Source organism: Pseudomonas sp. BF-R-19, assembly GCF_019956445.1.
Classification (GTDB): domain Bacteria; phylum Pseudomonadota; class Gammaproteobacteria; order Pseudomonadales; family Pseudomonadaceae; genus Aquipseudomonas; species Aquipseudomonas fluorescens_BH.
This window is the reverse complement of record NZ_JAHBDN010000029.1, coordinates 1-26,032: the sequence shown is the minus strand read 5'-3', so window position 1 is coordinate 26,032 and position 26,032 is coordinate 1. Positions and strand designations below refer to the sequence as shown.

Annotated in this window: 23 protein-coding genes; 12 read left to right on the top strand and 11 right to left on the bottom strand. The window is 61.8% G+C overall.

Annotated elements, in window-relative coordinates:
- Positions 1-281: 281 nt before the first annotated feature.
- Entirely contained in the window at positions 282-2,255 is a 1,974-nt protein-coding gene (locus tag KGB28_RS01990) for an alkyl/aryl-sulfatase (protein WP_223441735.1), read from the bottom strand.
- Between the two features lie 137 nt (positions 2,256-2,392).
- Between KGB28_RS01990 and KGB28_RS01985 the strand changes: the two genes are divergently transcribed.
- From KGB28_RS01985 to KGB28_RS01970, 4 genes are all read left to right on the top strand, one after another.
- Positions 2,393-3,061 (top strand): ABC transporter ATP-binding protein, encoded by a 669-nt coding sequence (locus tag KGB28_RS01985; protein WP_223441733.1) that lies wholly within the window; start codon positions 2,393-2,395, stop codon positions 3,059-3,061.
- A gap of 1 nt (position 3,062) precedes the next feature.
- Positions 3,063-5,534, top strand: a complete 2,472-nt coding sequence (locus KGB28_RS01980; RefSeq protein ID WP_223441732.1) for an ABC transporter permease — start codon at positions 3,063-3,065, stop codon at positions 5,532-5,534.
- Positions 5,524-6,597 carry a lipocalin-like domain-containing protein gene (locus tag KGB28_RS01975; RefSeq protein ID WP_223441730.1) on the top strand — a complete coding sequence of 358 codons (1,074 nt, stop codon included), beginning with the start codon at positions 5,524-5,526 and terminating at the stop codon, positions 6,595-6,597. Before KGB28_RS01980 ends, KGB28_RS01975 begins: the two co-directional genes overlap by 11 nt.
- 132 nt (positions 6,598-6,729) lie before the next feature.
- Positions 6,730-7,308 (top strand): hypothetical protein, encoded by a 579-nt coding sequence (locus KGB28_RS01970; RefSeq protein ID WP_223441729.1) that lies wholly within the window; start codon positions 6,730-6,732, stop codon positions 7,306-7,308.
- Positions 7,309-7,659: 351 nt separating this feature from the next.
- Here KGB28_RS01970 and KGB28_RS01965 read toward each other — a convergent pair whose 3' ends face one another.
- From KGB28_RS01965 to KGB28_RS01955, 3 genes are all read right to left on the bottom strand, one after another.
- Positions 7,660-9,066: a VOC family protein gene (locus KGB28_RS01965; protein ID WP_223441727.1), complete on the bottom strand. Its 1,407-nt coding sequence runs from the start codon at positions 9,064-9,066 to the stop codon at positions 7,660-7,662.
- Positions 9,067-9,182: 116 nt separating this feature from the next.
- On the bottom strand, positions 9,183-10,139 hold the full coding sequence (locus KGB28_RS01960; RefSeq protein ID WP_223441725.1) for an alpha/beta fold hydrolase: 957 nt from the start codon (positions 10,137-10,139) through the stop codon (positions 9,183-9,185).
- A gap of 22 nt (positions 10,140-10,161) precedes the next feature.
- A complete protein-coding gene (locus tag KGB28_RS01955) occupies positions 10,162-11,616 on the bottom strand; it encodes a flavin-containing monooxygenase (protein WP_223441723.1) in 1,455 nt (484 codons plus the stop codon).
- 198 nt (positions 11,617-11,814) lie between these two features.
- Here KGB28_RS01955 and KGB28_RS01950 point away from each other — a divergent pair, with 198 nt between their 5' ends.
- A complete protein-coding gene (locus tag KGB28_RS01950; RefSeq protein WP_223441721.1) occupies positions 11,815-12,888 on the top strand; it encodes a diguanylate cyclase in 1,074 nt (357 codons plus the stop codon).
- Between the two features lie 77 nt (positions 12,889-12,965).
- On the opposite strand, the gene KGB28_RS01945 is transcribed toward KGB28_RS01950, so the two are convergent.
- From KGB28_RS01945 to KGB28_RS01935, 3 genes are all read right to left on the bottom strand, one after another.
- On the bottom strand, positions 12,966-13,835 hold the full coding sequence (locus tag KGB28_RS01945; RefSeq protein WP_223441718.1) for an oxaloacetate decarboxylase: 870 nt from the start codon (positions 13,833-13,835) through the stop codon (positions 12,966-12,968).
- A gap of 142 nt (positions 13,836-13,977) precedes the next feature.
- Positions 13,978-15,012, bottom strand: a complete 1,035-nt coding sequence (astA, locus tag KGB28_RS01940; RefSeq protein ID WP_223441716.1) for an arginine N-succinyltransferase — start codon at positions 15,010-15,012, stop codon at positions 13,978-13,980.
- 49 nt (positions 15,013-15,061) lie between these two features.
- A complete protein-coding gene (locus KGB28_RS01935) occupies positions 15,062-16,078 on the bottom strand; it encodes an arginine N-succinyltransferase (protein WP_223441713.1) in 1,017 nt (338 codons plus the stop codon).
- Positions 16,079-16,641: 563 nt separating this feature from the next.
- Here KGB28_RS01935 and KGB28_RS01930 point away from each other — a divergent pair.
- Positions 16,642-17,214, top strand: coding sequence for a histidine phosphatase family protein (locus tag KGB28_RS01930; protein ID WP_223441711.1), 573 nt, complete (start codon positions 16,642-16,644; stop codon positions 17,212-17,214).
- Complete coding sequence (gene cobF / locus KGB28_RS01925; protein ID WP_223441707.1) at positions 17,214-17,969, top strand: precorrin-6A synthase (deacetylating); 756 nt, start codon at positions 17,214-17,216, stop codon at positions 17,967-17,969. Before KGB28_RS01930 ends, cobF begins: the two co-directional genes overlap by 1 nt.
- Before the next feature lie 118 nt (positions 17,970-18,087).
- Here cobF and ftrA read toward each other — a convergent pair whose 3' ends face one another.
- The gene (ftrA, locus tag KGB28_RS01920) at positions 18,088-19,062 is read right to left on the bottom strand and encodes a transcriptional regulator FtrA (protein ID WP_223441706.1); all 975 of its coding nucleotides are present in this window, start codon (positions 19,060-19,062) and stop codon (positions 18,088-18,090) included.
- Between the two features lie 101 nt (positions 19,063-19,163).
- On the opposite strand from ftrA, the gene KGB28_RS01915 reads away from it, so the two are divergent.
- Positions 19,164-19,598 (top strand): rhodanese-like domain-containing protein, encoded by a 435-nt coding sequence (locus tag KGB28_RS01915; RefSeq protein WP_223441703.1) that lies wholly within the window; start codon positions 19,164-19,166, stop codon positions 19,596-19,598.
- Positions 19,599-19,629: 31 nt separating this feature from the next.
- Here the strand turns inward: KGB28_RS01915 and KGB28_RS01910 are convergent, their stop codons facing one another.
- Positions 19,630-20,271: a type 1 glutamine amidotransferase gene (locus tag KGB28_RS01910; RefSeq protein WP_223441701.1), complete on the bottom strand. Its 642-nt coding sequence runs from the start codon at positions 20,269-20,271 to the stop codon at positions 19,630-19,632.
- 330 nt (positions 20,272-20,601) lie between these two features.
- Here KGB28_RS01910 and KGB28_RS01905 point away from each other — a divergent pair, with 330 nt between their 5' ends.
- The 3 genes from KGB28_RS01905 (at position 20,602) to KGB28_RS01895 (ending at position 23,592) form a co-directional block, all read left to right on the top strand.
- Positions 20,602-21,381, top strand: a complete 780-nt coding sequence (locus KGB28_RS01905; protein WP_150752940.1) for an ABC transporter substrate-binding protein — start codon at positions 20,602-20,604, stop codon at positions 21,379-21,381.
- A 198-nt stretch (positions 21,382-21,579) separates the two neighbouring features.
- Positions 21,580-22,692 (top strand): succinylglutamate desuccinylase/aspartoacylase family protein, encoded by a 1,113-nt coding sequence (locus tag KGB28_RS01900; RefSeq protein WP_223441698.1) that lies wholly within the window; start codon positions 21,580-21,582, stop codon positions 22,690-22,692.
- Positions 22,693-22,875: 183 nt separating this feature from the next.
- Entirely contained in the window at positions 22,876-23,592 is a 717-nt protein-coding gene (locus tag KGB28_RS01895) for an alpha/beta hydrolase (protein WP_223441695.1), read from the top strand.
- 2 nt (positions 23,593-23,594) lie between these two features.
- Here the strand turns inward: KGB28_RS01895 and KGB28_RS01890 are convergent, their stop codons facing one another.
- Together KGB28_RS01890 and KGB28_RS01885 are read right to left on the bottom strand one after the other, a co-directional pair.
- A complete protein-coding gene (locus tag KGB28_RS01890) occupies positions 23,595-24,161 on the bottom strand; it encodes a hypothetical protein (RefSeq protein WP_223441692.1) in 567 nt (188 codons plus the stop codon).
- Positions 24,162-24,299: 138 nt separating this feature from the next.
- A complete protein-coding gene (locus tag KGB28_RS01885; RefSeq protein ID WP_223441690.1) occupies positions 24,300-25,094 on the bottom strand; it encodes a hypothetical protein in 795 nt (264 codons plus the stop codon).
- A 169-nt stretch (positions 25,095-25,263) separates the two neighbouring features.
- On the opposite strand from KGB28_RS01885, the gene KGB28_RS01880 reads away from it, so the two are divergent.
- Positions 25,264-25,794, top strand: a complete 531-nt coding sequence (locus KGB28_RS01880) for a chalcone isomerase family protein (protein ID WP_223441688.1) — start codon at positions 25,264-25,266, stop codon at positions 25,792-25,794.
- The last annotated feature ends 238 nt before the right edge of the window (positions 25,795-26,032 follow it).

Here is a 26,032-nt window from a genome sequence, read left to right as displayed (position 1 = left end):
GGATGCCGGGTTAGCCGCCGCCGGCCATGGATGGCCGATGGCGGCGGGCCCACGGAGCAGGACCGGAGCGAGGGCATGCCGAGCCTAAGCGAGGCACCGAACGTCAGGGGCAAGAGCCCTTGGTTACTTGGGGCTTTTCCAAGTGACCCGCCGTAAGGGCGGAACCAAAAGTGGCCGTTACCGCAGCAACGGATATGTACACCCGTAAAGATCCACACCGCCATCGCGAGCAAGCTCGCTCCCACAGGTACTGCATTCATCCAGTGGCAGCGTGCCTGGTTTCACGGGGTGACGATATTGAACTGCGGCGCAAATGTATCGAGGCTGCTCATCAACTCCCCAAGCTTCTTGCCATTGCCTTGCAGCTTGATCAGGCCTTTCTGCATCGCCGTCGGGATATCCAGTTGCTTGAGGCTGATCTGCTCCAGGGTGGCCTTGCTCATGGTCACGCTGGCATCCGCCTGAGCGTTGAGCCCGGCACGGTGAGTCAGCACGCCATTGCGCAGGGTCAGGTTGAAGTCCTGGTTCAGGTCATCGAAGGTCCAGTTCAGGGTCAGGTCATGGCCTACGGCCTTTTCACTGTCCAGGCGCACCGCCAGGAAGTCGAAGAACATCTGCGGGCTCATCGCCCGCACCATGTCCACCGATACCGAAGTGCCCGCATTGGGCGGCACGCCGTTGCGCAGTTCCATGGCGCCGGTCAGGTACATGTTGCGCCAGGTGGCGTTTTCACTTTGATAGCCCATTTGCTCCAGCGCCTGGGCCTGGGCTTTGCGGGCGTCGCCGTTGTCCGGGTTGGCGAACAGCACCTGATTGCCCAGTTGCGCGGCCCAGCGGTATTCGCCCTTGGCCATCGCCGCCTGCATTTTCCCCAGCACCGCCGCTTCACCGCCCATGGCCTCGACCGAACGCTTGGCCGTTTCCACTGGAGGCAGCGGATTGAGGTTGGCCGGGTTACCGTCATAGAACCCCATGTAGCGCTGATACACCGCCCGGGTGTTGAAGCTCAGTGAGCCGTAGTAGCCACGGGTGTACCACTTCTGGTCGAGGCTGCCGGGCAGTTTCTTGATCGAGTCGGCGATTTCCAGCGGCGTCAGGCCCTGGTTCAGCAGGTGCAGGGTGCGGTCATTGAGGAAGGCGTACATGTCGCGCTGGTCGGCGAGGAAGGTGCGGATGCGCTCGCCGCCCCAGGTCGGCCAGTTGTGCTGGGCGAACAACACGTCGCTCTTGTCGCCGTAACGCGCCAGGCTGCCGTCCAGGTACTCGGCCCAGGCCTTGGCGTCACGCACTTGGGCGCCGCGAGGGGTGAGGATGTTGTGCATCATTTGCGTGGCATTTTCCGCCATGCACAAGGCGCGCAACTGCGGCAGGTACAGGTTCATCTCCGCCGGCGCCTCGGTGCCCGGGGTCAACTGGAACTCCACGTCGAGGCCGGCGATGGTGCGGGTTTCCAGTTCCTTGTCGATCAGGTCGGTGGGCGGGATCAGGGTAACGGTGCCGCCGCTCGGCGTGCTCTTGCCCAGGCCGGCATCGACCTGGCCTTTTTCGCCACGGGGTAGCAGGCTGCCGAACTGGAACTGCGCGCGACGGCTCATGGCGTTGCCGGCGTAGACGTTCTCGCTCATCACGTGTTCCATGAACCCGGCGGGGGCGAACACCTTGACCTTGCCGGCCTTGACGTCGGCTTCGTCGATGACTCCGCGCACACCACCGAAGTGGTCGACGTGGGTGTGGCTGTAGATCACCGCCACCACCGGTTTGTGCGGACGGTTCTGGTAGTACAGGTCCAGTGCTGCCTTGGCGGTTTCGGCCATGGTCAGTGGGTCGATGATGATCAGACCGTCGTCGCCTTCGATGATGGTCATGTTGGCGAGGTCAAGGCCGCGCACCTGATACAGCCGCGGGCTGACTTCGAACAATCCGGCATGGGCGCTGAGCTGGGCCAGGCGCCAGAGGCTCGGGTTGACCGACTCCGGGGCCTTATCCTTGGCGAGGAAGTCATAGGCCTGGATATCCCAGATGACCTTGCCCGAGGCGTCCTTGACCTGGCCCTTGAACGGCGCGATCAGACCCTTGGTGACCGACTCGTAGTCGGTGCGGTCGGTGAAGGGCAGTTGTTGCAGCACGGCGGCGTTACTGGCCGTGGTTTGCGGGCTGGCTGCGACCGGTCCGTCGGCGGCGACCACCGATTGCGCAAGGCAGGCAGTGATCAGGCAAGCGAGCAGCCCACGAGGGCTCAAGGTGAAACGAGGCATGGCGTCTCCGTTTTTTATCGTTATGGTCAGACCAGCTTCGAGGGTAGGGCGATGACCGGTCGGGGCCATGATCGTCAGCGGACAAAAACCATTCAGGGCCGCTATCCTTGGCCCATGCATATCCAGCAGGTTGACCCATGCTTGAAGTCCATGGCGTTTTCAAAAGCTACGCCACACCGCAGGGGCCGCTGCCGGTGCTGCAAGGCGTCGACCTGACGCTCAGGCCCGGCAGCAGCCTGGCGCTGATGGGCGAGTCGGGTAGTGGCAAAAGCACCTTGCTGCACCTGATCGCCGGGCTGGACAAGGTCGACCGCGGCAGCATCCGCAGTGGCGAGCATCGCCTGGAGCAGATGAATGAAGGGCAACTGGCGAACTGGCGTCGTACGGAAATCGGCCTGGTGTTCCAGCAATTCAACCTGATCGGCAGCCTGCGGGTCGAAGACAACCTGGCGATTCAGGCACGCCTGGCGGGGCGCCATGACCTGCGCTGGCAGGCGCACCTGGTGCAGCGCCTGGGCTTGGGCGAGTTGCTGCGGCGCTACCCGGAGCAACTGTCCGGCGGCCAGCAGCAACGGGTCGCGCTGGGCCGGGCGCTAGCATCGCGCCCCCAATTGCTGCTGGCCGACGAGCCCACCGGCAGCCTCGATGAAACCACCGGTGCCGAGGTGTTGCAGTTGCTGCTGGAATTGCTCGACGACAGCCCCACCAGCCTGTTGATGGTCACCCACAGTCCCGGCGTAGCGGCACGGCTGGCAGAAAAAGCCCTGCTGTGCGGCGGTCGCCTGGCCGGTGCGGGAGAGCGCTGACATGCACATTTTCAGCGAAACCCTGCGCGCGCTGCTCAGCCACTGGCGGCAGCATCCGGTGCAGTTTTTCAGTGTGCTCACCGGGCTATGGTTGGCCACCGGTCTGTTGACCGGCGTCCAGGCACTCAACAGCCAGGCCCGCGACAGTTATGCCCGCGCCAGTCAGTTAATCGGCGGCGAACCCCAGGCCAGCCTCGGTGCGCCCGGCGGCGGCACGTTCCCCCAGCAATGGTTTATCGATCTGCGCCGTGCCGGGTGGCCGGTGTCACCGGTGCTGCAAGGCCGGGTCACGCTCAAGGGGCACGAAGAGCAGCGCTTGCAGTTGATGGGCATCGATCCGGTGTCGCTGCCGGCGGGCGCGGCGGTGGCCGGGCAGGCCCTGGCGATTGAACAGGTGGTCGATTTTTTCAGCCCGCCGGGCAGTACCTGGATATCGTCGCAGACCTTGCAGGCACTGGGTTTGCGCGAGGGTGACCGGCCACTGAGCCTGGCGGGCGCGGCACTGCCGCCATTGCATGTGCAGGCCGATATGGCGCCCGGTGTGCTGCTGGTGGACATCGGTTTTGCCCAGCAGGTGCTGGGGTTGCCGGATCAAGTGTCGCGGCTGCTGTTACCGAAGGATTTCACCGCACCGCTGCCGGAGCCGTTCAAGGGGCAGCTGCAACTCAAGCGCGCCGGCGAAGAAAACAACCTGACACGCCTGACCGAAAGCTTCCACCTGAACCTCGATGCCCTGGGGGTGCTGTCGTTCGTGGTCGGCCTGTTTATCGTACACGCCGCCATCGGGCTGGCGCTGGAGCAACGGCGAAGCCTGCTGCGGACCCTGCGTGCCTGCGGTGTGAGTGCGCGGATGTTGATCGCTTGTCTCGCCGTCGAATTGGCTGGCTTGGCCCTGATCGGCGGTGTGGCCGGGGTGGTCAGTGGCTACCTGCTGGCCGGCGTGCTGTTGCCGGATGTCGCGGCCAGCCTGCGTGGCTTGTATGGCGCCGAAGTGGCGGGGCAACTTAGCCTCAGCCTGACATGGTGGTTCAGTGGTGTCGGCCTGAGTCTGATCGGCGCGTTGCTGGCCGGGGTCAACAGCCTGTTGCGGGCGGCGCGTCTGCCATTGCTGGCGCTGGCTGACCCGCAGGCCTGGCATCAGGCCCATGCACGCTGGTTGCGACGCCAGGGTGGGGTGGCGGCAATGGCCGGGGTGATCGCGCTGCTGGCGTTGATCTTCGGCGACAGCCTGGTCAGTGGCTTCGTGTTAATGGCGGCGCTGTTGATCGGTGCCGCGCTGGCGTTGCCGGTGGTGCTCAGTTCTCTGCTCAATCTCGTTTCGCAGCGCAGTCGCTCGGTGCTCGGCCAGTGGTTTGTTGCCGATTGCCGCCAGCAACTGCCGGCCCTGAGCCTGGCGTTGATGGCGCTGCTGTTGGCCATGGCAGCGAATATCGGTGCCGGCAGCATGACTGCAGGCTTTCGCCAGACCTTCAGCGATTGGCTCGAGCAACGGCTGACGGCAGAGCTTTACCTCAATCCCCAGAACCCGGCCCAGGCCCGGGAGCTGCACGGTTGGCTCAATCAGCAGCCGCAACTGGCGGCGGTGCTGCCCAACTGGCAGGTTTCGATCCAGTTGCAGGGCTGGCCGACGGACCTGTCCGGGATCATCGACCATCCGACCTATCGCCAGCACTGGCCGCTGCTCGAAGCCTTGGGCGACAACCCTTGGGAGCGACTGGCCAAAGACGATGCGGTGATGCTCAGCGAACAACTGGCCCGGCGCCTGCACGTGCAACCGGGCGATCACCTGACGCTGCCGACTCCCACCGGCCCGTGGTCGCCGCGGATCGTCGGGATCTACGCCGACTACGGCAATCCCAAGGGCCATATTCTGGTGAACATCAACCACCTGTTGCGCGGCTGGCCGCAACTGACACCGAACCGCTTCAACCTGCGCATCGAACCGGCGTCGATCCCGGCGTTCGTCACGGCGCTGCAGGCGCGCTTTACCCTGGAGGACAGCCGCATCGTCAATCAGGCGCGGCTCAAGGGCTGGTCCACGCAAGTCTTCGAACGCACCTTCGCCGCCACCGCCGCCCTCAACAGCCTGACGCTGTGCGTGGCCGGGGTGGCGCTGTTCATCAGCCTGTTGACCCAAAGCCAGAGCCGTCTCGGGCAACTGGCGCCGCTGTGGGCGCTGGGGGTGACGCGTCGGCATCTGATGTTGCTCAACCTCGGGCAAACCTGGTTGCTGGCGATATTGACCCTGGTACTGGCGTTGCCGCTGGGCATCGCCCTGGCGTGGTGCCTGGACACGGTGATCAACGTGCAGGCCTTTGGCTGGCGCCTGCCGTTGCGGGTGTTTCCATGGCAATTGGTGCAATTGATGGGGCTGGCGCTGGTCGCGACGTTACTGGCCTCGGCCTGGCCGTTGTACCGTTTGTACCGCACGCAACCGGCGGACCTGTTGCGGACGTTTGCCCATGAAGATTAACGCCTGCGTGTTGCTCCTGGCGCTGCTGGCAAGCGGTTGCGATCAACCGGCACCGGTCGAAAAGGGCTTTGCCGGGCTGGGCAACCAGGCCGCTGCGTTCACCCCGGTGGTGCCCAGTCGGGTGTTCAGCTTCCCGGCGGATCACGGCCCTCACGAGGGCTTTCGCATCGAATGGTGGTACGTCACGGCCAACCTGAAGGACGATCAGGGCAATGAGTTCGGCGCGCAATGGACCTTGTTCCGCAGCGCCCTGAAAGCCAGCCCCGAGGTGGCGGGTTGGCAGAATCAGACGATCTGGCTCGGTCACGCAGCGGTGACTTCGGCGACGGTGCATTACGCGGCCGAGCGCTATGCCCGTGGCGGCGTCGGTCAGGCCGGTGTCAGCGTCGCGCCGTTCAATGCATGGATCGACGACTGGCAATTGCGTAGCCAGGCGACGGCCGACGACCCGTTGGCTGACCTGCAACTCAGTGCCCGCGACCGGCGTTTCAGCTACCGGCTGCGGTTGACCGCGACGGGTCCGCTGGTGCTTCAGGGAGACCGGGGGTTCAGCCAGAAATCCGAGCAGGGCCAGGCTTCTTACTACTACAGCCAGCCGTTTTTCCAGGCCAGCGGCACTCTGGACATCGACGGCAAGACCTTTCAGGTCAGTGGCCCGGCCTGGCTCGACCGCGAATGGAGCAGCCAGCCCCTGACGAGCAACCAGACCGGTTGGGACTGGTTTTCCCTGCACCTGGACAGCGGCGAGCAGGTGATGCTGTATCGCATGCGGCACAAGGACGGCGAGCCTTACCTCACCGGCACCTGGATCGACGCCCGGGGCCAGACACAAATGCTGCACGCCGGCGACATCAGCCTCACGCCGCAAGACACCGCCCGGGTTGCCGGGCGCACAATGCCCATTCGCTGGTCGATCAAGATCCCCGCCAGACACCTCGATATCGCCATCACCGCGCTCAATCCCCAGGCCTGGATGGACTTGCGCATTCCCTACTGGGAAGGCCCGGTGCGCCTCAGTGGCAGCCATGCAGGGCAGGGCTATCTGGAAATGACCGGGTACTAGGCGCTTGTGCAAGGAAAATCACCGCCCCGGCGCGACCACTCGCAGAACAGCGTCTATGCTCACTCGCACACATGGCGTTGAGCCTGGTTTCAACGCCGTCTGTTGCCATCTATCACAGGGAATGTTCTGCCTATGAAACGCCATGCACTGACCAAAGCCATCACCCTCGCTACCTTGTTGTCTGCTGCCAGTTTTGGCGCGGTTGCCGCCGAAATTCCGTTGTCCGAAGTCGTGGTGGCTGATCAGGTCTCCACCAAAGTCGTTTCGGTTGATGCCGCGAATCATTCCGTGGTCCTCAAAGGCCCGCAGGGTAATGAGTTCCCTGTGCAATTGACCGACAAGGCGAAAAACCTCGACAACCTCAAGGCCGGCGATACGGTCGACATCACGGTCACCAGCGCCGTTGCCGCCTACCTCGACACCGATGTCGACAAAGGTTTGCCCGGCACCGCCGAAGCCATCGGCGAAATACGCGCAGCGCCAGGCAGCGCCAACCCGGGCGGCGAAGCTTACCGCCAGGTGAAAGTGCAGCTGAAAATCACCCACATCGACCTGAAGAAAAACCAGGTGACCTTCGAGAACCCGGAAGGCAAGTCCAAGACCGTCGACGTCAAACGACCTGAAGTCCAGGCGAAACTCAAGGACTTGAAAGTCGGACAAAGCGTCAACGTGGTTTATACCGACGTATTGACGGTGACCAGCAAGCACTGATATCGAGTAATGGTTCTATTCGGGCTGATTGTTTTTGTGCAAGTTTTGTATAGGAATAATCAGCTCATAATGGTCGAACTGGTGAGTTTGAGATTCCGTGTTGCATAGTATTTAAATCGACATCCTGTTAAACATTGTGTCGATAAATTTCATCTTTGCGGCACGGACATATTAATTCGCTTCTACTAAAATACTTTCCGTTCGCCCAGTGTCAGGGCTCTTTACCAGTGCATGGATTGCCGAGGCCGTTGCACTGGGCGGACACTTTGTTTGCGGCACTGAAAGTTTTGGATATAAAAAAAGCGGGCGACCTGTAGGTCGCCCGTTTTTTATTGAGTTATGAGAAATCGTTCAGTCATGTTTTTTATTGACTTGAACAACATCGGCCAATGCCGCGAAACACTGTTCGATCGAACGCCGCTGGCTCTCGGCATACAGGCCCAGCTCATCGATCGTCGAACGCCCCAGGGCCTGTTCGAACGCTTGCTGGTTGGCATGCGCGCCGTAACGGGTTTGCGCCGCATCCCCCAGGTTTGACTGAAAAATCCCAGCCGCGCTGACCGGCAGGAAATCTTCGTACACCAGCGGTTCAACCCGCAGGTAACCGTCGCTGAGCAGGTCTTCCAGGGGCGCGTTTTTCAGGTCACCCGCCGCCAGGCCTTTTTCCGTCACGAAGTAGCGGAAGTAAGCCAGGCCCTGTTGGCGCATGCCTTCCCAGGTGTCAGGGAACTCGCTGAAATGCTGCACCATCAGGGCGTTATAGCGCGCGGCGTTGGCTTCGTTGGGGAAGTCCTTGAGTTCGTCCCGTGCGGCATTGAGCAAGCGGTCGTAGAGTGCGCGGCCTTTGGGCGTGAGGGCGGCACCGCGCTGTTCGATCTCGCCGAACCGGGCACTGTGGCTGCCGCGCGCCTCGCTTTGATCGGTAAAGGCAATCGGCTCGTCCAGGGCCTTGAAGCTGGTCTGGCGCAGCAGGATCGGACACTGGCGGCGAGGCGGGCCTTCGATCACCGCTTTGGGGGTGATGCCATGGGCCGGCATCTGCGCCTGGACGATGTCGATGTCCAGGGTCCGTGGCGTCAAGTGGTTGATGTGCGGGCCCTTGAACGCCACCACGTCGGCGATCAGGCGATGCTGGGCGCTGAGCTGTCGATACTGTTCGGCGGTGACGGTGGCGCTGTGGTGCCAGCGAAACGTTTCCAGTGCCTGCTCGACGAACGCCTGGGCTTCCTGCTCGGTTAGGCCACCCCGGGATTCGGCGCGTTCGATGAGCGTGAGGGCCGTGGGGGTGAAGATCGAGCGCTGGTCGAGCATCGACTGGGCGAACGCGCGCAGCGCCAGGTCTTCGATCAGTTCCAGGCGCAACAGCGAGGTGAACACCCGGAACGGGCTGACCTGCAACGACGCTTCATGCACCGCGCGAAAAGCCGTGGAGTGCACCGGCACGCCAGCCGGTGTCAGGTCGTAGTAACCCACCGGTTGCATGCCCATCACCGCGAACAGGCGGGCGAGGGTCGCCAGTTCATCGGCCGTACCGACGCGGATCGCCCCATGACGTTCCAGGTCCAGGCGCTCGATTTCGCCGGTGCTGGTGAGCTGCCGCAGGATTTGCGCATCGCTGTCCAGCACGTGACGGTTAGTCTGTTCCACCAGCTCCATCAACGCGCCGTACAACGGCACTTCCTCGCGGTACATGTCGGACATCGCTTTGGAGAAGCGTTGGCGGATCAGGTCAGGGCTGACGAAGTTCGGGTGGTTCATGAACAGGATTCCTGGCGCGGAGACGTAAAGGATGGACGAAAGATCGCAGCCTTCAGCGCCGGCGACAAACGAAGTTTCTGACGAACTTCATTCTGCAAAGGACTGCTAGGGGATGCCTAGTGCAGTCGTTGATCCTGAGGGCTCTCCGAGCGCAGCGATGCCAAAAACTCGCGATACAGGCGCGCCGAACCGTATGGCGCTTCCACCATGGGCATGTGTCCGATGGCGTCCCAGATATGCACGCGCAGGTCGGCGATGCCCTTGCTCCAGACCGCCACGCTGCTGACATCGATCAGCCGGTCCTTGCGCCCCCACAGCAATAGCGCCGGGGCGGTGATGTCGGGCAGGTGTGGTTCCATCGGCGGGCTGGCGCGCAATTCGCGGAAAATTTCCTCCAGCTCCTCGCGGGACTGTTCATAGCGCTGGGCGACGGCATCGAGCACCAGCTTCGGTACCCAGGGTGGCGAAGCCATGGTCATGGCGTAGAAGCGCCGGAATTCTTCCCGCGAATGAATCAGAAACGGGTTGTGGCCCTTGGCCAAATGCCGCTCAAGGTCACTGGGCTCGGGCGCGGTGACACCGGCCGGGTCGACCAGGGCCACGGACGCAATGCGTTCCGGGTAAGTGGCCGCTAGCCACGCCGCCATGTAGCCGCCCATGGAGTTGCCGATGACATGGACTTTCTCCACCCCGCACACGTCCAGCAGCTGGATCATGCGCTTGGCCTGCAGCGGGATGTCGTAGCCGCCGCCCGCCTTGAAGCCGGTTTCGCCATGGCCGGCGATGTCCGGGATGATCACCCGATGGCTGCCGACAAAGTGCCGGGCGAAACGCAGCCAGAGGTTCTTGTCGGCGCTGAAGCCATGGAGCATCAGCACATTGCTGGTGGCCTCGTACGGCCCGCCTTGCCAGGTTGAGACGGTCATCTCGGGGATGGGCACGACGATCTTGTGCAGCCGGTACAGCTTGGCCTCGGCCGCCATGTTCAAGTCATAGAGCCAGTAGCCGATGGCCGGGTAGGTCAGCCAGCTCCAGGTGACGAACACTGCGAGAACGACGAACAACAAAAGCATCACGCGTCTCCCTTGTATCTGCTCAGGACAAAATGTGATCGGCGGGTTTCAGCGCCCGGGTCAAGCGATGAAAGCTGAAGCTGAATCCCGGAAACATGGCGATCACATGACCGCTTTTGCTTTGATACCAACTGTGGCAACCACCGGACTTCCACACGGTGCGTTCCATTTCCCGGTGGATCATTTCAGTGTAGGTACGTTCCGCCTCATGGCGAACTTCGATGCTGCGTAAACCTTGAGTCTTCAAGGTGCGAATGCAATCGAGGATGTAGTTCATCTGGGATTCGATGATGAACAGCGCCGAGGTGTGGCCGATGCCGGTGTTCGGCCCGGTGACGATGAACAGGTTTGGAAAATCGGGCAGGGCGGTGCCGAGGTAGGCCCGCGGGTATTGCGCCCAGACCTCCTTGAGACGGGTGCCGTTTTTGCCCGTTACCGGGTAGGAAATCACCCCGTCGGTGGCGTCGTAGCCGGTTGACCAGACGATCAGGTCCAGCTCAATGTGCTGGCCATCGAGGGTCACGATGCCGGTTTCGTCGATGGCCGCGATGCCTTGCTCGCGGCTGTGCAGCGTCACGTTGTCGCGCGCCAGTGCCGGGTACAACGAGCTGGACAGAATCACCCGTTTGCAGCCGATGGTGTAGTCCGGCGTCAGTTGGCGCCGCAGTTCGGCGTCCGGCACCTGGCGTTTGAGAAAACGCAGGGCCTGGCGCTGGACCATGTGCACGGCCGGCTTCGAATACTTGAAGGCAATCACCCGGGTTTCGAATTGCCAGTAGATCCCCCAGCGCAGCAGCTTGTAGGCCGGCTTGAACCCCAGCAGCCAGCGCTGGAAACGGCCAAAGCTGCGGTCAGCCCGGGGCAAAACCCAGTGGGGTGTGCGCTGGAACACATGCAAGTGCCCGACGTCCGGGGCAATGGCCGGAATGACCTGGGCCGCACTGGCGCCGCTGCCGACGATGGCCACGCGTTTTTGTCGGTAGTCGTAGTGATGATCCCAGTTGTTGGTGTGGAACGTCTTGCCTTGAAAGCGCTCCTGTCCGTCGAAGTGCGGCACCACCGGTTGACTTAGCGGCCCGGTCGCGTTGATCAGGAACTGCGCGCAAAATGTACCTTTGCTGGCGGTGTACAGCGTCCAGCGCTTGTGGGTGTCGTCCCATTCGACGCGCTCGACATTGGCGCCCAGTTCCACTTTGTCCCGCAGGCCGAAGTGCTCCACCACGTGGCGGGTGTAGCGGTGCAATTCGGCCTGTTCGGCGAACATTTGCGTCCAGCGATAAGGGGCGAAAGACAGGGAGTACAGGGGCGAGGGCACGTCGACTGCCGCGCCGGGGTAGGTGTTCTGGCACCAGGTGCCGCCGAAGAAATCCCGCCGCTCCAGCAGGCGCAAATCGTCGATGCCGGCCTTGAGCAAATTAATTGCCGCACACTGGCCGCCAAACCCGCTGCCGATGATCAATACTTGAAAGGTCTGCATGGGCCTCCTCTTATGGTCATTGATCAACCCTTCTTTCATGTATAGCCGTTTCTGGAGACGAGGCTTTTGCTTTTATGCGAGCGTGATGTAGCGATATTCAGCCTGTCAGTCGGTGATGGCTATTTGATTTCACCCTGATAGACTCCAGCGCATAGGCACAGGCTGTTGTCGAATTCCGTCGAGTGGCACAGAGGCCCTATGGAAAAATCGGGAGGAACGGGATATTCATTGGCCAGGAGGCTCTATACATCGCGAATCCTGGGGGTGGCCCTTGGGTTGGTATGCGTGAGCGCGGCGATGTATCCACTCGATCCGGCGCCTTGGGTCTGGGGGTTCATGTGGTTCAATGGCCTGGTCTGGCCACACCTGGCCTACCATTGGGCGCGCCGGGCCAGAAAGCCTTATCACGCCGAACACCGCAATCTGCTGATCGATGCCTTTCTCGGCGGCTTCTGGATTGCCGCGATGCATTTCAATCCACTGCCCAGCGCGACCACCGTTTCCATGATGGCCATGCACAACGTGGCCATCGGTGGCATTCGCTTCCTGCTGGCCGGGACGGCCGCGCAAGTATTGGGCGTGGGCGTTGGCCTGGTGATTTTCGCCCCGGCGTTCATTCCTGCCACCAGCCCGTTGCAGCTCTATGCCTGTTTGCCGTTGCTGTGCCTGTATCCGCTGGCGCTGGGCTGGATCTGTTTCCGCCAGGCCCATACCCTCGGCCGTCAGAAGCGTGAACTGCTGGCACTGAGCCGCACCGACAGCCTGACGGGCCTGCTGAACCATGGCGCCTGGAAGGACCAGATGGAGGTCGAGTTCCAGCGTTGCAAACGCCAGCAAAAAGGCGGGGCGATCGCGCTGATCGACATCGACCATTTCAAAGCCATCAACGACACCTACGGCCATGTTGCCGGCGACATCGTTCTGCGCCAGTTGAGCAAGATGCTCAAACAGAGCCTGCGAGCGGCCGATATGGCAGGGCGCTACGGCGGCGACGAGTTTTGCGTGATCCTTCCGGACCTGCCCCTGAACCGCGCCGCCGCCGTCATGGATGCCCTGCGCGATCGCTTCGCCACCTTGGGATACAAGCAGAACCCGGCGCTGAAAGTCAGCCTGAGCATTGGCCTGGCGTCATTCAACCCGGCCCATGGCGACGCGACGCTTTGGCTCAACGACGCCGATCATGCGCTATACGAAGCCAAGACCACCGGGCGTAATCGTGTGATCTGTTGCGGTAACGGGAAACCTCATCGCGAACTGCTCGACTCGGTGTGATCTTCCAGCGCAAGACCTGTGGGAGCGAGCCTGCTCCGGGCGGCGATCCGACGATGGCGGCGTGTCGGTTTAAACTGTCACTCCTTGACGCTCATGAACTCCTCCGCGAAGCGGATGTATTCCTCCGGTTGCGTGTAGGTGTGCGTCAGCTCGGTCGCGCTCAGGTCCGAGGTCTGGGTGAGGATCTGGCGTTGCTCGCGCAGGCTGTCGTAGGTCGCCTTGATCGCGGCGAAGTACGCGCCATGGCCGTCGATGGTCACGCGCACTCCCAGTTCGGCCAGGCGCTTGTCATCGCGTAGCAGCGGGTTGCCGTAGGTCACCAGCATCAGCGGCACGCTCAGGTGCTCGGCGATCTGCTCCAGATGGTCGAAGTCCTTTACACCCACCATGCAGATCCCGTCGGCCCCGGCGCTCTGGTATTGCCGGGTGCGGCTGATGATTTCCTGCACCGGCAGAATCCCGGCGTGGGTGCGGGCGATGATCGCCATTTCCGTATCGCAGCGGGCTTCCAGTGCCGCGCGGATCTTGCCGACGCCTTCGGCGACCGTGATCAGGTCGGTGGATTTGCGGCCAAATTGCGCAGGCAGCAGGGTGTCTTCGATGGTCAGCGCAGCGACGCCGGCCCGTTCGAGTTCGACGATGGTGCGCATGACGTTGAGCGCGTTGCCGTAGCCGTGGTCGGCGTCGGCAATCACCGGCAACTGGGCGACACGGCCGATGCGGGTGGCCTGTTCAGCGAACTCGCTGAGGGTGATCAGGGCAAAGTCGGGGGCACCCAGCACTTGCAGCGAGGCGACCGAACCCCCGAGGATCCCGACTTCGAAGCCCAGGTCGGCGGCGATGCGGGCCGACATCGGGTCGAACACCGAGGCTGTGTGGTAGCAGGTGTCGGAGGCGAACAATTGGCGAAAATTGCGGCGCAAATCTTGATGGGAAAGCCTGGACATATGAGTTCCACCAATGGAATGGAAGGGCTTGAGCAAAAGTGTCAACGCCGAAGAAGTAAAAGGCTATCACGCGTGCCGGGGGAGAATGATGACGAATTTGCTGGGTAAGGCCGATTGACGTCGCAACGATGGAACTGATAGGTCACGCCGCCTCGGCCTGTAGCCGTTGGTCAAGCAGCGGCACGGCGCGCACCGAATCACCGGGTTGCAACTGCAAGCGCTTGGCGGTCAGGCGATCAACCACCAGGCTGTTGCCCACCTGTCGGGCCGGGGCGCAGGTAATGCGACAGTTCTCCAGACGGCGGTTGTGAATCAGCCAGAGGGGCGCTTGATCGTCCGGCGAGTCGATGGCCAGTATCAGCGGTTGACTGTCGCGCACGGTGCGGATCCCGGAAACCGGGGCTTCAAGGACCGGTCCGCCGTCGAAGATATCGATGTAGCCGTTGTGGGCAAACCCTTCGGCGCTGAGGATTTTCAGGGCCGGCTCGGTATTCGGGTGGGCCTTGCCGATCACCGCCTGGGCCTGTTCGGTGAGCAGGCAGGTGTACAGCGGCTGGCGCGGCATCAGTTCGGCGATGAACGATTTGTTGCCCAGACCGGACAAGTGATCGGCGTAGCTGAAATCCATCTTGAAAAAGTGCCGGCCGAGGCTGTCCCAGAACGGCGAGCCACCTCGTTCGTCGGCGCTGCCACGTAATTCGGTGATGAGCCGGTTGCCGAACAGCTGCGTAAACTCGGCCACAAACAACAAACGCCCGAGCGAAAGCAAGCGGCCGTTGCTGCCCTGGCGCTGATCGGGGCGCAGGTACAACGAGCTGACCTCCGATTGCCCGGTCAATTCATTGCTCAGGAACAGGGTCGGGATCTGACGCTGGATACCCAGGTCCGCTGAAGCGCTGACCGTCAGTCCGACCCGGTAGTTGTACCAGGGCTCGCGCAGACCGACGGCACCTGTCAGGGCACTGACGCCCAGCACTTGCTGCTCGTCATCCTCGAGCACGAACAGGTAGTCGGCATCGGCCCGATCGACCTGCCCGGCGAAGGTGCGTTGGGCCCAGCGAATCCGGTGGGCCAGGCGTTCTTCGTCGGCCGGCAGGCTGGTAAGCCCCGGAACGGCTTGACGCACCAGCTTGTACAGGGCGGGCAGGTCGGTGATCTGCACCGGACGGACAATCATGCGGCTGCTCCTTGTGCGCGTGTGCTCGGGCGTTGAATCTGGCGGGTATTCACAGGGCGATCAGCCTGATCGGGCTGCCCTCGGTCACCTTCAGCGCCTCGCACATGGCGGCGTCCAGCGTTACGGGTTGTCCGGCGATGTAATCAAGATCGGCGACGATGGCCCGATAATCCGTCAAGGATTCGTTGCTCACCAGAAAGCTGCCACGGGCATCGATCACCGGGCCAGGCTGCGTTACGCCGCACTGGCTGTGGGCGATGGAACGAATGCCCGAGGTGCGCGCATAGAGCGTCGGGCCTCCATCGAACAGATCGATGTAACTGTTGGTTTCGAAGCCTTCACGTTCAAGGATATCGAAGGCTTCCTGGCCGTCGGGGTGGATGCTGCCGATGCAGTCCTGTGCGGCCTGGGGCAGCATGGGCACGTAAATCGGATACTGCGGCATCAGTTCGGCGAGAAAGGTGCGGCTCTGCAGGCCACAAAGCCGTTCGGCCTCGACGTAGGGCAAGTCGAAGAAATGCTTGCCCACGGCGTCCCAAAATGGCGAGTGGCCTTCATCACTGCTGTAGCCGACGATCTCGGTGATCACCGTTTCGGAAAAACGCCGGGCGTGGGCAGCGATGAACAACAAGCGCGCCCGCGACAGCAGTTCGGAATACGCGCTGCGTACCCGCGCGGCATCGATATGGAAGCCCCGCAGCAAGGTGTGGCCACTGAGGTCGTGACACAACGACAAGGCCGGTACGCCGTGCTCGATGTTCAGTTCCCGCGAGGCACTGGTGAAGTGCCGGTTGCGCAAACTGTAGAACGGCTCGCTGAACCCCGCCGTGGCGAGGATTTCCGAGCAGCCGACCAGGTGCTGTGTCGTCAGGTCTTCGAGTACAAAGAAATAGTTTTCCGGGCCATGAGCCTCGACGTCCTTCTCGAATGAGGCACAGGACTCGAGGATTTTTTCGCGCAACCGTTCGCTATCGTCGGGCAGGGACGTGACGCCCACGAGGCTTTCACGAGCCAGCCTCTGCAACTGGGGCAGGTCGGCCAACTTGACTGGACGCAAGACCAGCATGGAAACGCTCCTGTATCAAACGATTCGGCGGTTTGAGCCGAACCTGACTATCACTGTCGGTTTTTTCACACATTAAATCGGTGGTCGTCTGAATGTTGTCAGGCGCCACTCTTTTTCTTGTCGGATGTTTCTTGGGATGGACCGCATTAAACGAGGAACTGGCGGTTCGGCCGGAGACGATGCCTGGCCAGACGCGTTGATCGGGTGTTCGAGAAAGGGCATCCGGGCTCCTGCTGGATGAGCGTGGCAAGTGTTTTAACAGTCCGTTGAAAGGAGTATTTAATTATCGCGCACTGCCTGTCTAGTGAATTTTCGCGTGGTCTGGCCGTGCCCGAAAAAGGGGCGAAGTGCCTGTACCAAGGGGCTACGCCGATGTCGTAAAGTCTTGTAGGTGATTGCCTGCATTGCGGTCAGCCATGACAGAAAACCTGGCAGGAAATGACTGAAGGATCCGTTTCAAACAGGAAAATTAAACACCACCCGGGGCTGCTTTGTTGCGGCACAATTGCGCGATGGCAGTCACCTGACGCCGTCGTTCCTTTCCATCTTTAGAGTGATTGCTGGTGCAGGCGACCCGTTTAACCCTGATTTGTCACGCTCGAACCGTCGCACAGAAATTGGCGCGTTTTCCATTGGACGAGCCTCTGGAGATGGATTGGCAAGCGCTCAGGCTTTCCCGTTGCAAGCAGTTCAAGGGCGCTCCACGCCTTGTCTGTGGCCCGGAGTTGCGCACCCGGCAAACCGCTGAACTGTTCGGCAGTTCGCCGCAGATTGTCGACGCACTGAGGGACTGCGACTTCGGGCGCTGGAGCGGCGTGCGCATCGGTGAGCTGCAAAAAACCGAAGCCCAGGCGCTCCAGTATTGGTTGGTGGACCCGGCTTCGACTCCCCACGGTGGTGAGTCGCTGGTGCAACTGGAGGAGCGGGTGGACGGGTGGTTGACAACCTTGCAGTCGACGCCGGGGCACATTGTTGCCATTACCCATCCCTTCGTCATCCGTGCCGCCCTGACGCAGGTGTTGCAGGGGGCATTGTCCAGCCTGATCGACGTCGAACCCCTGTCGGCTGTCGAGTTGCGGTTCCATGGTTGCTGGCGGCTACGCTTGCCGGGCACCGACCCTGAGGACCTGCTGTGATGAAAAAACTCCTGGTCATCGGGATCGGTGCCGGCAATCCCGACTACATCACCATGCAAGCGGTGAAGGCGCTGAATCAGGTCGATGTTTTTTTTCTCATGGACAAGGGGGAGAGCAAAGACAAACTCATCGAATTGCGGCGCGAAATCTGTGAACGCTACATCACCGGCCACGATTACCGTTTGGTCGAAGCCCACAGCCCTGAGCGTGAGCGCGGTGAGGTGGACTACAAGACCAGTGTCGACGACTTGAACCAGGCCAAACAACAGACCTTCGAGCGGCTGATCAATGAAGAACTGTCCGACGGCCAGTGTGGTGGTTTTCTGGTGTGGGGCGACCCGGCGCTGTACGACAGCACCATCCGTATCCTTCTGGCGATCCAGGCTTCAGGTGCCTGCGCGTTCGAGTTCGAAGTGATCCCTGGCATTACCAGCGTCCAGGCGTTGGCGGCACGGCACAAGGTGCCGCTCAACCAGATTGGCCGCTCCGTTGAAATCACCACCGGCCGGCGACTGGCGGCGGGGCAGGTGAGCGATGCCGACAGCCTGGTGGTGATGCTCGATGCCCAGGATGCTTACCATCAGGTGGTGGATCAGGACTTCGAGATTTACTGGGGGGCCTATTTGGGGACGCCGGATGAAATCCTGATCAGCGGCAGGCTCAAGGATGTGGCGGATGAAATCGAACGGGTGCGCAAGGCTGCGCGGCTGGCCAATGGATGGATCATGGATACCTATTTATTGCGCAAGCCTTGAGCGCTGAATTGCCTGGTCTGACGTCTTCGCGAGCAAGCCCGCTCCCACAGTGAATCTCCAGTGTTCACACTATCTGTGTGGGAGCGGGCTTGCCCGCGAAGAGGCCCTTGAGAACACCTCAAAAACCAGCATTGCCCCCACGCCCAAACCGCTCCCGATACACCGAAGGCGGTACGCCAACCACCGTGCGAAAGGCCACCCGAAAGCTTTCCACCGAGCGATAACCACAACGTTCGGCAATCTGCTCGGTGTTCTGGTCGCTGCTTTCCAGCAGTTCGCGGGCGCGGCCCAGACGTTCGTGCTGCAACCAGGTTTTCGGTGACTGGCCACTGGCTTCAGTAAAGCGGCGCAGGAAGGTGCGTTCGCTCATGGCGGCTTCGCTGGCCAGGTCGCGCACCTCCAGCGGCTCGTGCAAACGCTCACGTGCCCACTGCATGACGCGGGAAAGATCGCTGCGCGGTGTAGGACTGACCGGCGTCGGAATGAATTGCGCCTGGCCACCGCTGCGTTGCGGCGACATGACCAGGCGTCGGGCCACGGAATTGGCCACCTGGGTGCCGAAATCCCGTGCCACCAAGTGCAGGCAGGCATCGATGCCTGCCGCGCTGCCGGCGGAGGTGATCAATTGGCCGGAATCGACATACAGCACGTCCGGGTCCACGAGGATGCCGGAAAAGCGCTCGGCCAGTTCCGAGGTGTAGCGCCAGTGCGTGGTCGCGCCGTGGCCGTCGAGCAACCCGGTGGCGGCGAGGACGAAAACACCGGAGCAGATCGACAGCAACCGCGCCCCCCGCGCATGGGCCTGACACAGGGCGGCGATTAGCTCGGCGGGCACCGCGGTGCTGCGGTCGCGCCAGCCGGGAATGATGATGGTGCGGGCATCGGCGAGCAATTCCATGCCGCCATCGGCCAGGACCTGGATGCCGCCCATGGCACGCATCGGACCTTGATCGACCGCGACGATACGATGCTCGTACCACGGAAAATCGAATTCAGGTCGTGGCAGGCCGAAGATCTCCACGGCAATGCCGAACTCGAAGGTGCAGAGGCCGTCGTAGGCCAGAATCGCGACCGTTCCTGGGGTAGGGTGCATTTGGCGGAAAGTTCCCGGTGAGTGTCTTGTGCGCCACTGTAGCCGCATGTGCCTGGTGGATAAAGTCTTCCCACACCCACCGCTTCTTTGGAGTACTGCCCATGACCAGTCTGGTTCGCGAAATCCCCGCCGCCCCATCGGCCATCGCCCTGATGCATTTCAGCAACCGCCTGACCTTCGAAACCGATTGTTCCGACGTCCACGGCAGCCAACAGGCAGGCGAAGTTGATTTCATTCTGGTGGATGTTCGTGGCCCGCTGGCGTTCGAACGCGGGCATGTACCGGGAGCGATCAACATTCCCGGGCGCTTGCTGAGTGCCGAAGGGGTGGCGGGTTATCCGAAGAACAGCCTGTTTGTGGTGTATTGCGCCGGGCCACACTGCAACGGCGCCAACAAGGCGGCGGTGAAACTGGCGGCCCTGGGGTATCCGGTCAAGGAGATGATTGGTGGCGTGACCGGGTGGCTGGATGAGGGGTTTGAGTTGAGTGTCGGGGTGCAGCGGCCGGTGAGTGCTGTGATTGGTTGTGAATGCTGATACCCAAGCCCCCTCGCCACAGGTATGTATTTCAGCGAAAGGAAGTGGCCGCCCACCACTCATCCAGCGTTGCCTCTAACCACTTGGCCACTGCTGCGTAAGCTTCTGTCTCCTGCGGCCCCCGTGGCAACGGCGACTCATCGCCAAAATGCGCATTGAGCAGGGCCACCGACTCGGCGTTCCACTCCGGATGAAACTGCAACCCCAGCCGCGTCGGCTCGGCGCGGTACATCTGCTGCGCACAGTACGCGCTGCTGGCCAACAGCTGCGCGGCAGGCGGCAGGTCGATGACGTCTTCGTGCCACTCCAGCACCTTCAGCGTTTGCCCATCGATAAAGCTTACGGTGGTCCATCCGGTTTCGCTCCGGTCCATCCGCCGTACATTCCCGCCCAGGCTCAACGCCAGCAACTGTGCCCCCAGGCATATGGCGAACACAGCCGCGTCCTGATCCAGACTGCCTCTGAGCCATTGCCGTTCGGCTTCCAGCCAGGCCGGACCGGCATTGGATTCGTAAGGCCCGCCCAACAGGATCACCGGATCGGCGCTGACGGGTGGCAATTGGCCGAGGTCGGCGCGAAACACCTTCAGCGTCAGCCCTCGGGATTCGGCCCAGATGGCGATAGCGCCCGGACCTTCGGCGGGGTGGTGCTGGATCAGGTTCAACGTGGGCATCACGCTACTCTCGATGGGACGCAAGGGCGCTCAATGTGCCGCAAAACGCCGGGCATCGCCAGTCGTCCCATTCTGTCGGATGGAGCCGGAAAACCTGAAGGTCAGGCATGAAGTCGCGGTATGTCTGACAGACTTTGCACCGTCATGGCGCGTTCACCTCGACACCTTCCTCCGGGTGCCACTTTTCTATAAATATTTGTCGCCTCGGCGTAATTTGCCCTCCTGTAGCCGCTCTAGACTGCCGGCCACTTCGGTTCCCGCTCACGAAGCGATGACCGAACGCTGCCAATCGAAGCTGCCAATAAAAGCCTCCGCACACAGGAGTTATAAATGAAGAAGCTAGTGATGTTCGGTGCCCTGGCACTGTCGATGTTGTCCCTGACCGCCGTGGCCGAAGACGCCAAGCCGATCCGCATCGGTATCGAAGCCGGCTACCCGCCATTCTCGATGAAAACCCCTGACGGCAAACTCACCGGTTTCGATGTGGACATCGGCGACGCGCTGTGTGAGCAGATGAAAGTCAAGTGCACCTGGGTCGAGCAAGAGTTCGACGGCCTGATCCCTGCGCTGAAGGTCAAGAAAATCGACGCCATCCTGTCGTCCATGACCATCACTGACGACCGCAAGAAGAACGTCGATTTCACCATCAAGTACTACCACACCCCGGCGCGCTTCGTGATGAAGGAAGGCAGCGACGTCAAGGACCCGCTGACCGAACTCAAGGGCAAGAAAGTCGGTGTCCTGCGCGCCAGTACCCACGACCGCTTCGCCACTGAAGTGCTGCAACCGGCAGGGATTGTCCTGGTGCGCTACGGCTCCCAGCAGGAAGCCAACCTGGACATGGTGTCTGGCCGCATTGACGCGCTGCTGGCCGACTCGGTCAACCTGGACGACGGTTTCCTGAAAACCGACGCCGGTAAAGGTTTTGCCTTCGTCGGCCCTGAGTACAACGATCCGAAATACTTCGGTGGCGGCGCCGGCATTGCCGTGCGCAAGGGCGATACCGCCCTGGCCGAGAAATTCAACACAGCGATCACCGAAATCCGCGCCAACGGCAAGTACAAGCAAGTGCAGGACAAGTACTTCAAGTTTGACGTTTACGGCGAGTAATCCAGCCGTTTGGAAAAGTGGCAACCGTTGGCGCGGTTGCCATTTTTTTTGTGCAATCATTTTCAGCACAGAGAGACCTGTGGGAGCGGGCTTGCTCGCGAAGGCGTCGTGTCAGGCAACAGTGATGTTGAATGTACCGATGCCTTCGCGAGCAAGCCCGCTCCCACAATGGTGACCTTGCTATTCAGGAGTATTCCCATGCAACGCATCGACCACCAACTGCCCTGGAGCCACCTGGGCAGCCAGCGCACCCTCAGCGTGTTTCGTTATGGCGCGGGCACGCGCAAGGTGTACATCCAGGCCAGCCTGCACGCCGACGAATTGCCGGGCATGCGCACGGCCTGGGAGTTGAAGAAACGCCTGACCGAACTTGAACAGCAGGGACAACTGAACGGTGTGATCGAACTGGTGCCGGTGGCCAATCCCATTGGCCTCGACCAGCACTTGCAAGGCAGCCACCTGGGACGTTTCGAGCTGGGCAGCGGCAAGAACTTCAACCGCTCGTTCGTCGAACTCAGTGCGCCGGTGGCCGCCTTGATCGGTGATCGCCTGGGCAGCGACGCCCAGGCCAACATCGCGCTGATTCGCCAGACCATGGGCCAGGTCCTCGACGGCTTGCCGGCAGCGCCATCGCAGCTGGAAGCCATGCACCGCCTGTTGCTGCGCCATGCCTGCGACGCTGACATCACCCTCGACCTGCATTGCGACTTCGACGCCGCGATCCACATCTACGCGTTGCCGCAGCACTGGCCGCAATGGCAATCCTTGGCCGCGCGTTTGAAGGCCGGCGTGGCGTTGTTGTGTGAAGACTCCGGCGGCAGCTCGTTCGATGAATCCTGTTCTGCGCCATGGTTGCGCCTGGCCAGGGCGTTCCCGGCGGCGGCGATACCACCGGCCAACCTGGCGACCACCCTGGAGCTGGGCAGCATGTGCGACACCCGCGTCGACCAGGCCCAGGCCAATTGCGAGGCCATCCTCGGGTTCCTCGCCGAGCAGGGTTTCATCTCCGGCACCTGGTCGGCGGCACCGGCCGAATGCTGCGAAGGCATGCCATTCGAAGGCACCCAATATCTGTTCGCCCCGCATCACGGCGTGGTCAGCTTCCTGCGTGAGGCCGGGGAGTGGGTGGAGAAGGGCGATGCGCTGTTCGAGGTGGTCGACCCGTTGAACGACAAGGTCACCACCGTGCAGGCCGGCACCAGTGGCGTGCTGTTCGCTATCGACCGTGGGCGCTACACCCAGCCCGGCAGCTGGCAGGCGAAGGTCGCCGGGCGCGAGCCGATTCGGGTGGGCAAGTTGATCAACGACTGATCCAGGAATTTTCTTTGTCTGTACTGGCCTCTTCGCGAGCAAGCCCGCTCCCACAGTTGAATGCATTTCAAATGTGGGAGCGGGCTTGCTCGCGAAGGCGGCATCAGCCAAGCCCGAGATGTTCCTGCCTACTGAGCAGTGTTAGGCTCTTCCCCGAATCCTGCATTCAGTGAAGGAAGACCCATGTTGAAGATGCTCGCGCTGTTCACGCTCCTGGTATCCACTGCCGTCCACGCCCAAACCCCGCTGCAAACCGACTTGCCGCTCAAGTACCTGGAGCAGGCCAGCTCCGATTCGAACCATCAACCCCTGGTGATTTTCCTCCACGGTTACGGCAGTAACGAGCAGGACCTGTTCGGCATCAAGGATGACTTGCCCGCGTCCTACACCTACCTGTCGGTACGAGCGCCGATGGTGATGGAGCCGGGCAGCTATCAGTGGTTTCGCAAGAAGGGCGAAGGGGCCTACAACGGCGAGACCGATGATCTGAAGTCCAGCGGCCAGTTGCTGCTGGATTTCGTCGCACAGGCCACGAAGAAATATCACACCGAACCCGAGAAGGTGTTCCTGGTCGGCTTCAGCCAGGGCGCGATCATGTCCTACGAAACAGGCCTGCGACATCCCGAGGCGTTCGGTGGGATCGCTGCGTTGAGCGGGCGGATTCTGCCGGTGCTCAAGTCCGAGCTCCAACCGGATGAAAAACGCCAGTCGCTGGCGATTTTCATCGGTCATGGCGAGCAGGACAAACGCCTGCCATTGAGCGACGGCACCGAAGCCAACAGCCTGTTGCAGAGCGTGTCACTCGAGCCCGAGTTTCACGCCTACCCCGGTGTCGGTCACAGCATCAGCGCCGACGAGATACAGGACTTGAGCGCCTGGTTGCAGCGTCTGAACCCTTAGCCTTATTTCCCGCTGACGATCTGTTTGACCAGGGTTTCGTGGGCCGCCATGTCGCCGGGACGGGAAATGACCTGGATCACCGCCATGCGAGTGCCGGATGCCGCCATCAGCGTGGTGGTGAGGGTCATGCCGCCGCCCTGCGTGGCAGTGCCGTCGACCTGGCGCAGGCCCAGCCCGGTTTTCCGGGTCAGGGCTTTCTCGCTGAGCTTGTTGTAGTCGGGCAGTGATGTGTGTTGCGCCGCATCGAAATCGGCCACGGTGCCGTCGAGGAACCCGCCGTCGTTGTCCTTGACGCTGACACCGTTGGGCAGGGTGTTTTCAGCGGCGATCACCACGGTCTTGGTGGTTTCATTGCTGTACAGGGTGCCACTGGCACCGTCCGGGCTGGCGGGCAGCGGGTTGGCGATGAAACCCTTGGGCAGGTTGAAGGTGAACTTGTCGCCGAGCATCGAGACTTTGTGGGCGGGCGCATCGCTGGAAGCGGCCTTGGCGGCCTGCGCATTCAAAGCCCCAAGGCCGGTAGCGGCGGCCAGCAGCAGGACAAGGGCTCTTTTACTCAACAATGACATCGGAATCTCCAGGGATGGGCGCGCGGTGGGGCGCGATCATCCCATGGAGGTTGTGATGCATTCCAGTGTGCACTACCGAGCGGTCACCTTGGCTGAGCACCCACCCATGCTGAGGACAGCCCGATGACCTGATGCAGCTTAGCGTTTGACGGCTGCTCCTTCAGTGTCAGTCGCCGGGCCAACCGGCCGCGCCAGCAGGCGCTTGGTCACGCCCAGCATGGCCACCGACACCGCGACGCCCAGCACAAAAGCGTTCATTCCCATCGTCGGCAGGGCCAGCGCCAACACCAGGCAGAAGGCGGCGAACGAGTACATGCCGGTGGCGGTAGCGCGCAGCAGCGCGGCGGTAAAGGCCGGGCCACGGGTTTGCTGGGAGAACACCGCCATCACGCTGCCCAATACCGGGAACACTGCCAGCAGGCCGCTCCAGCGGTCGCCGACGGTGCTGGCCAGCAGCGTGACGACCAGGGTGAGCAATGCACCGGCCACCATGCGCAACAGGAGCTTGTCGGATTTCGGCGCCGGGCCACTGAGCACCGGTTGCACGGTGGGGAACAGGTACGGCGCGGCGAGCAGCGCGGTGGCGGCGGCGCACACCGAAAACACCAGGGAGGGCGGGATCAGTGAGAGGGCAACCGCCACCAGCGCCCAGACCGACAGCGAGATCATCAACGCCAGCGGCCATCCGGCCCGTTGTGCGACCTGGGCATAGGTCACGCAAAACGCAATCATCGCGAACATGGCTGACAGCGCGGCGGTGGCCGATTGCGCAGCGAACGCCTGGCCTTGTTCGAGGGCGAGGAACAACAGGATCGGCCCGACCACCACCGGCAACCCCGATAACCAACCGGCCACGCTCGGCCCCCAGCGTTTGCCAGCCAGGGAAATCAGTAGCAGGAAGCCTGGGATCACCAGCAATTTGAGGATCAACACGCGCACGTCTCCGACCTGTGTGAGGTGGCAACGGTAACATTGCATCGGATAGATTGCTTTATGTGTATGTGCATTTTGTATACAAAAATAGAGCCATTATTGGAAATTGTACGAAAGGGTCTATTGCGTATACGTTTTTTTGGGCATCCCGCGATGAGGCCAATCTGCCATGAACCGCCAACGATCACCGCTACGCCATGGTCTGTGGCTGCTTGTCTTGCTGAGCTGCCAGGCCCTGGCCAATTGGCAAGACTCGCTGCCCGGAGCGCAAATCCTCGGCAGCGGCGAGTTTCGCAAGTACGGTTTCGATGTCTACAGCGCACGGCTCTGGAGTACCTCGCGGCCCCTGGCGGGCGATCAGCCGTTCGCCCTGGAGCTGATCTACCAGCGCAGCATTTCCCGTGATGACCTGGTGAACGCCAGTGTCAGGGAAATCAAGCGACTCGCCGGCACCTCGGTCAGTGCCGAGCAACTGGCGTCCTGGCAGGCGCAGATGCACCAGTCGTTCGTCGATGTGCAGGCCGGCACGCGGCTGACCGGGGTCTATCTGCCGGGGCAGGGCGTGCGTTTTTTTCTCGGTCAGCAGTTACTGCGTGATGTGACGGACCTGCAATTCGCCAAGGCGTTTTTTGCCATCTGGCTCGATCCGCGTACCAATAACCCCGAGTTGCGCCAGCAGTTGCTGGGCGCGGCCCCGTAGACTTTGCGTTTTGCCGGGCCTGGCCCGAGGTTTGTGGTGATCAGTGGGGCGAACGGTTGGTTGATTCTGCAGTTTTTGGGGTAACTCGTCGGGCCCCTTCGCGAGCAAGCCCGCTCCCACATCTATGGTTACCCCCTTTTCTGCAATACTGTTGTTGATGTCGTGTTTGGCTTGCTTTCATCTATCCGGCGTCTGAGTTGGGGTTGTCGCCCCGCGCCTCGATGAGAATCGATGCCCA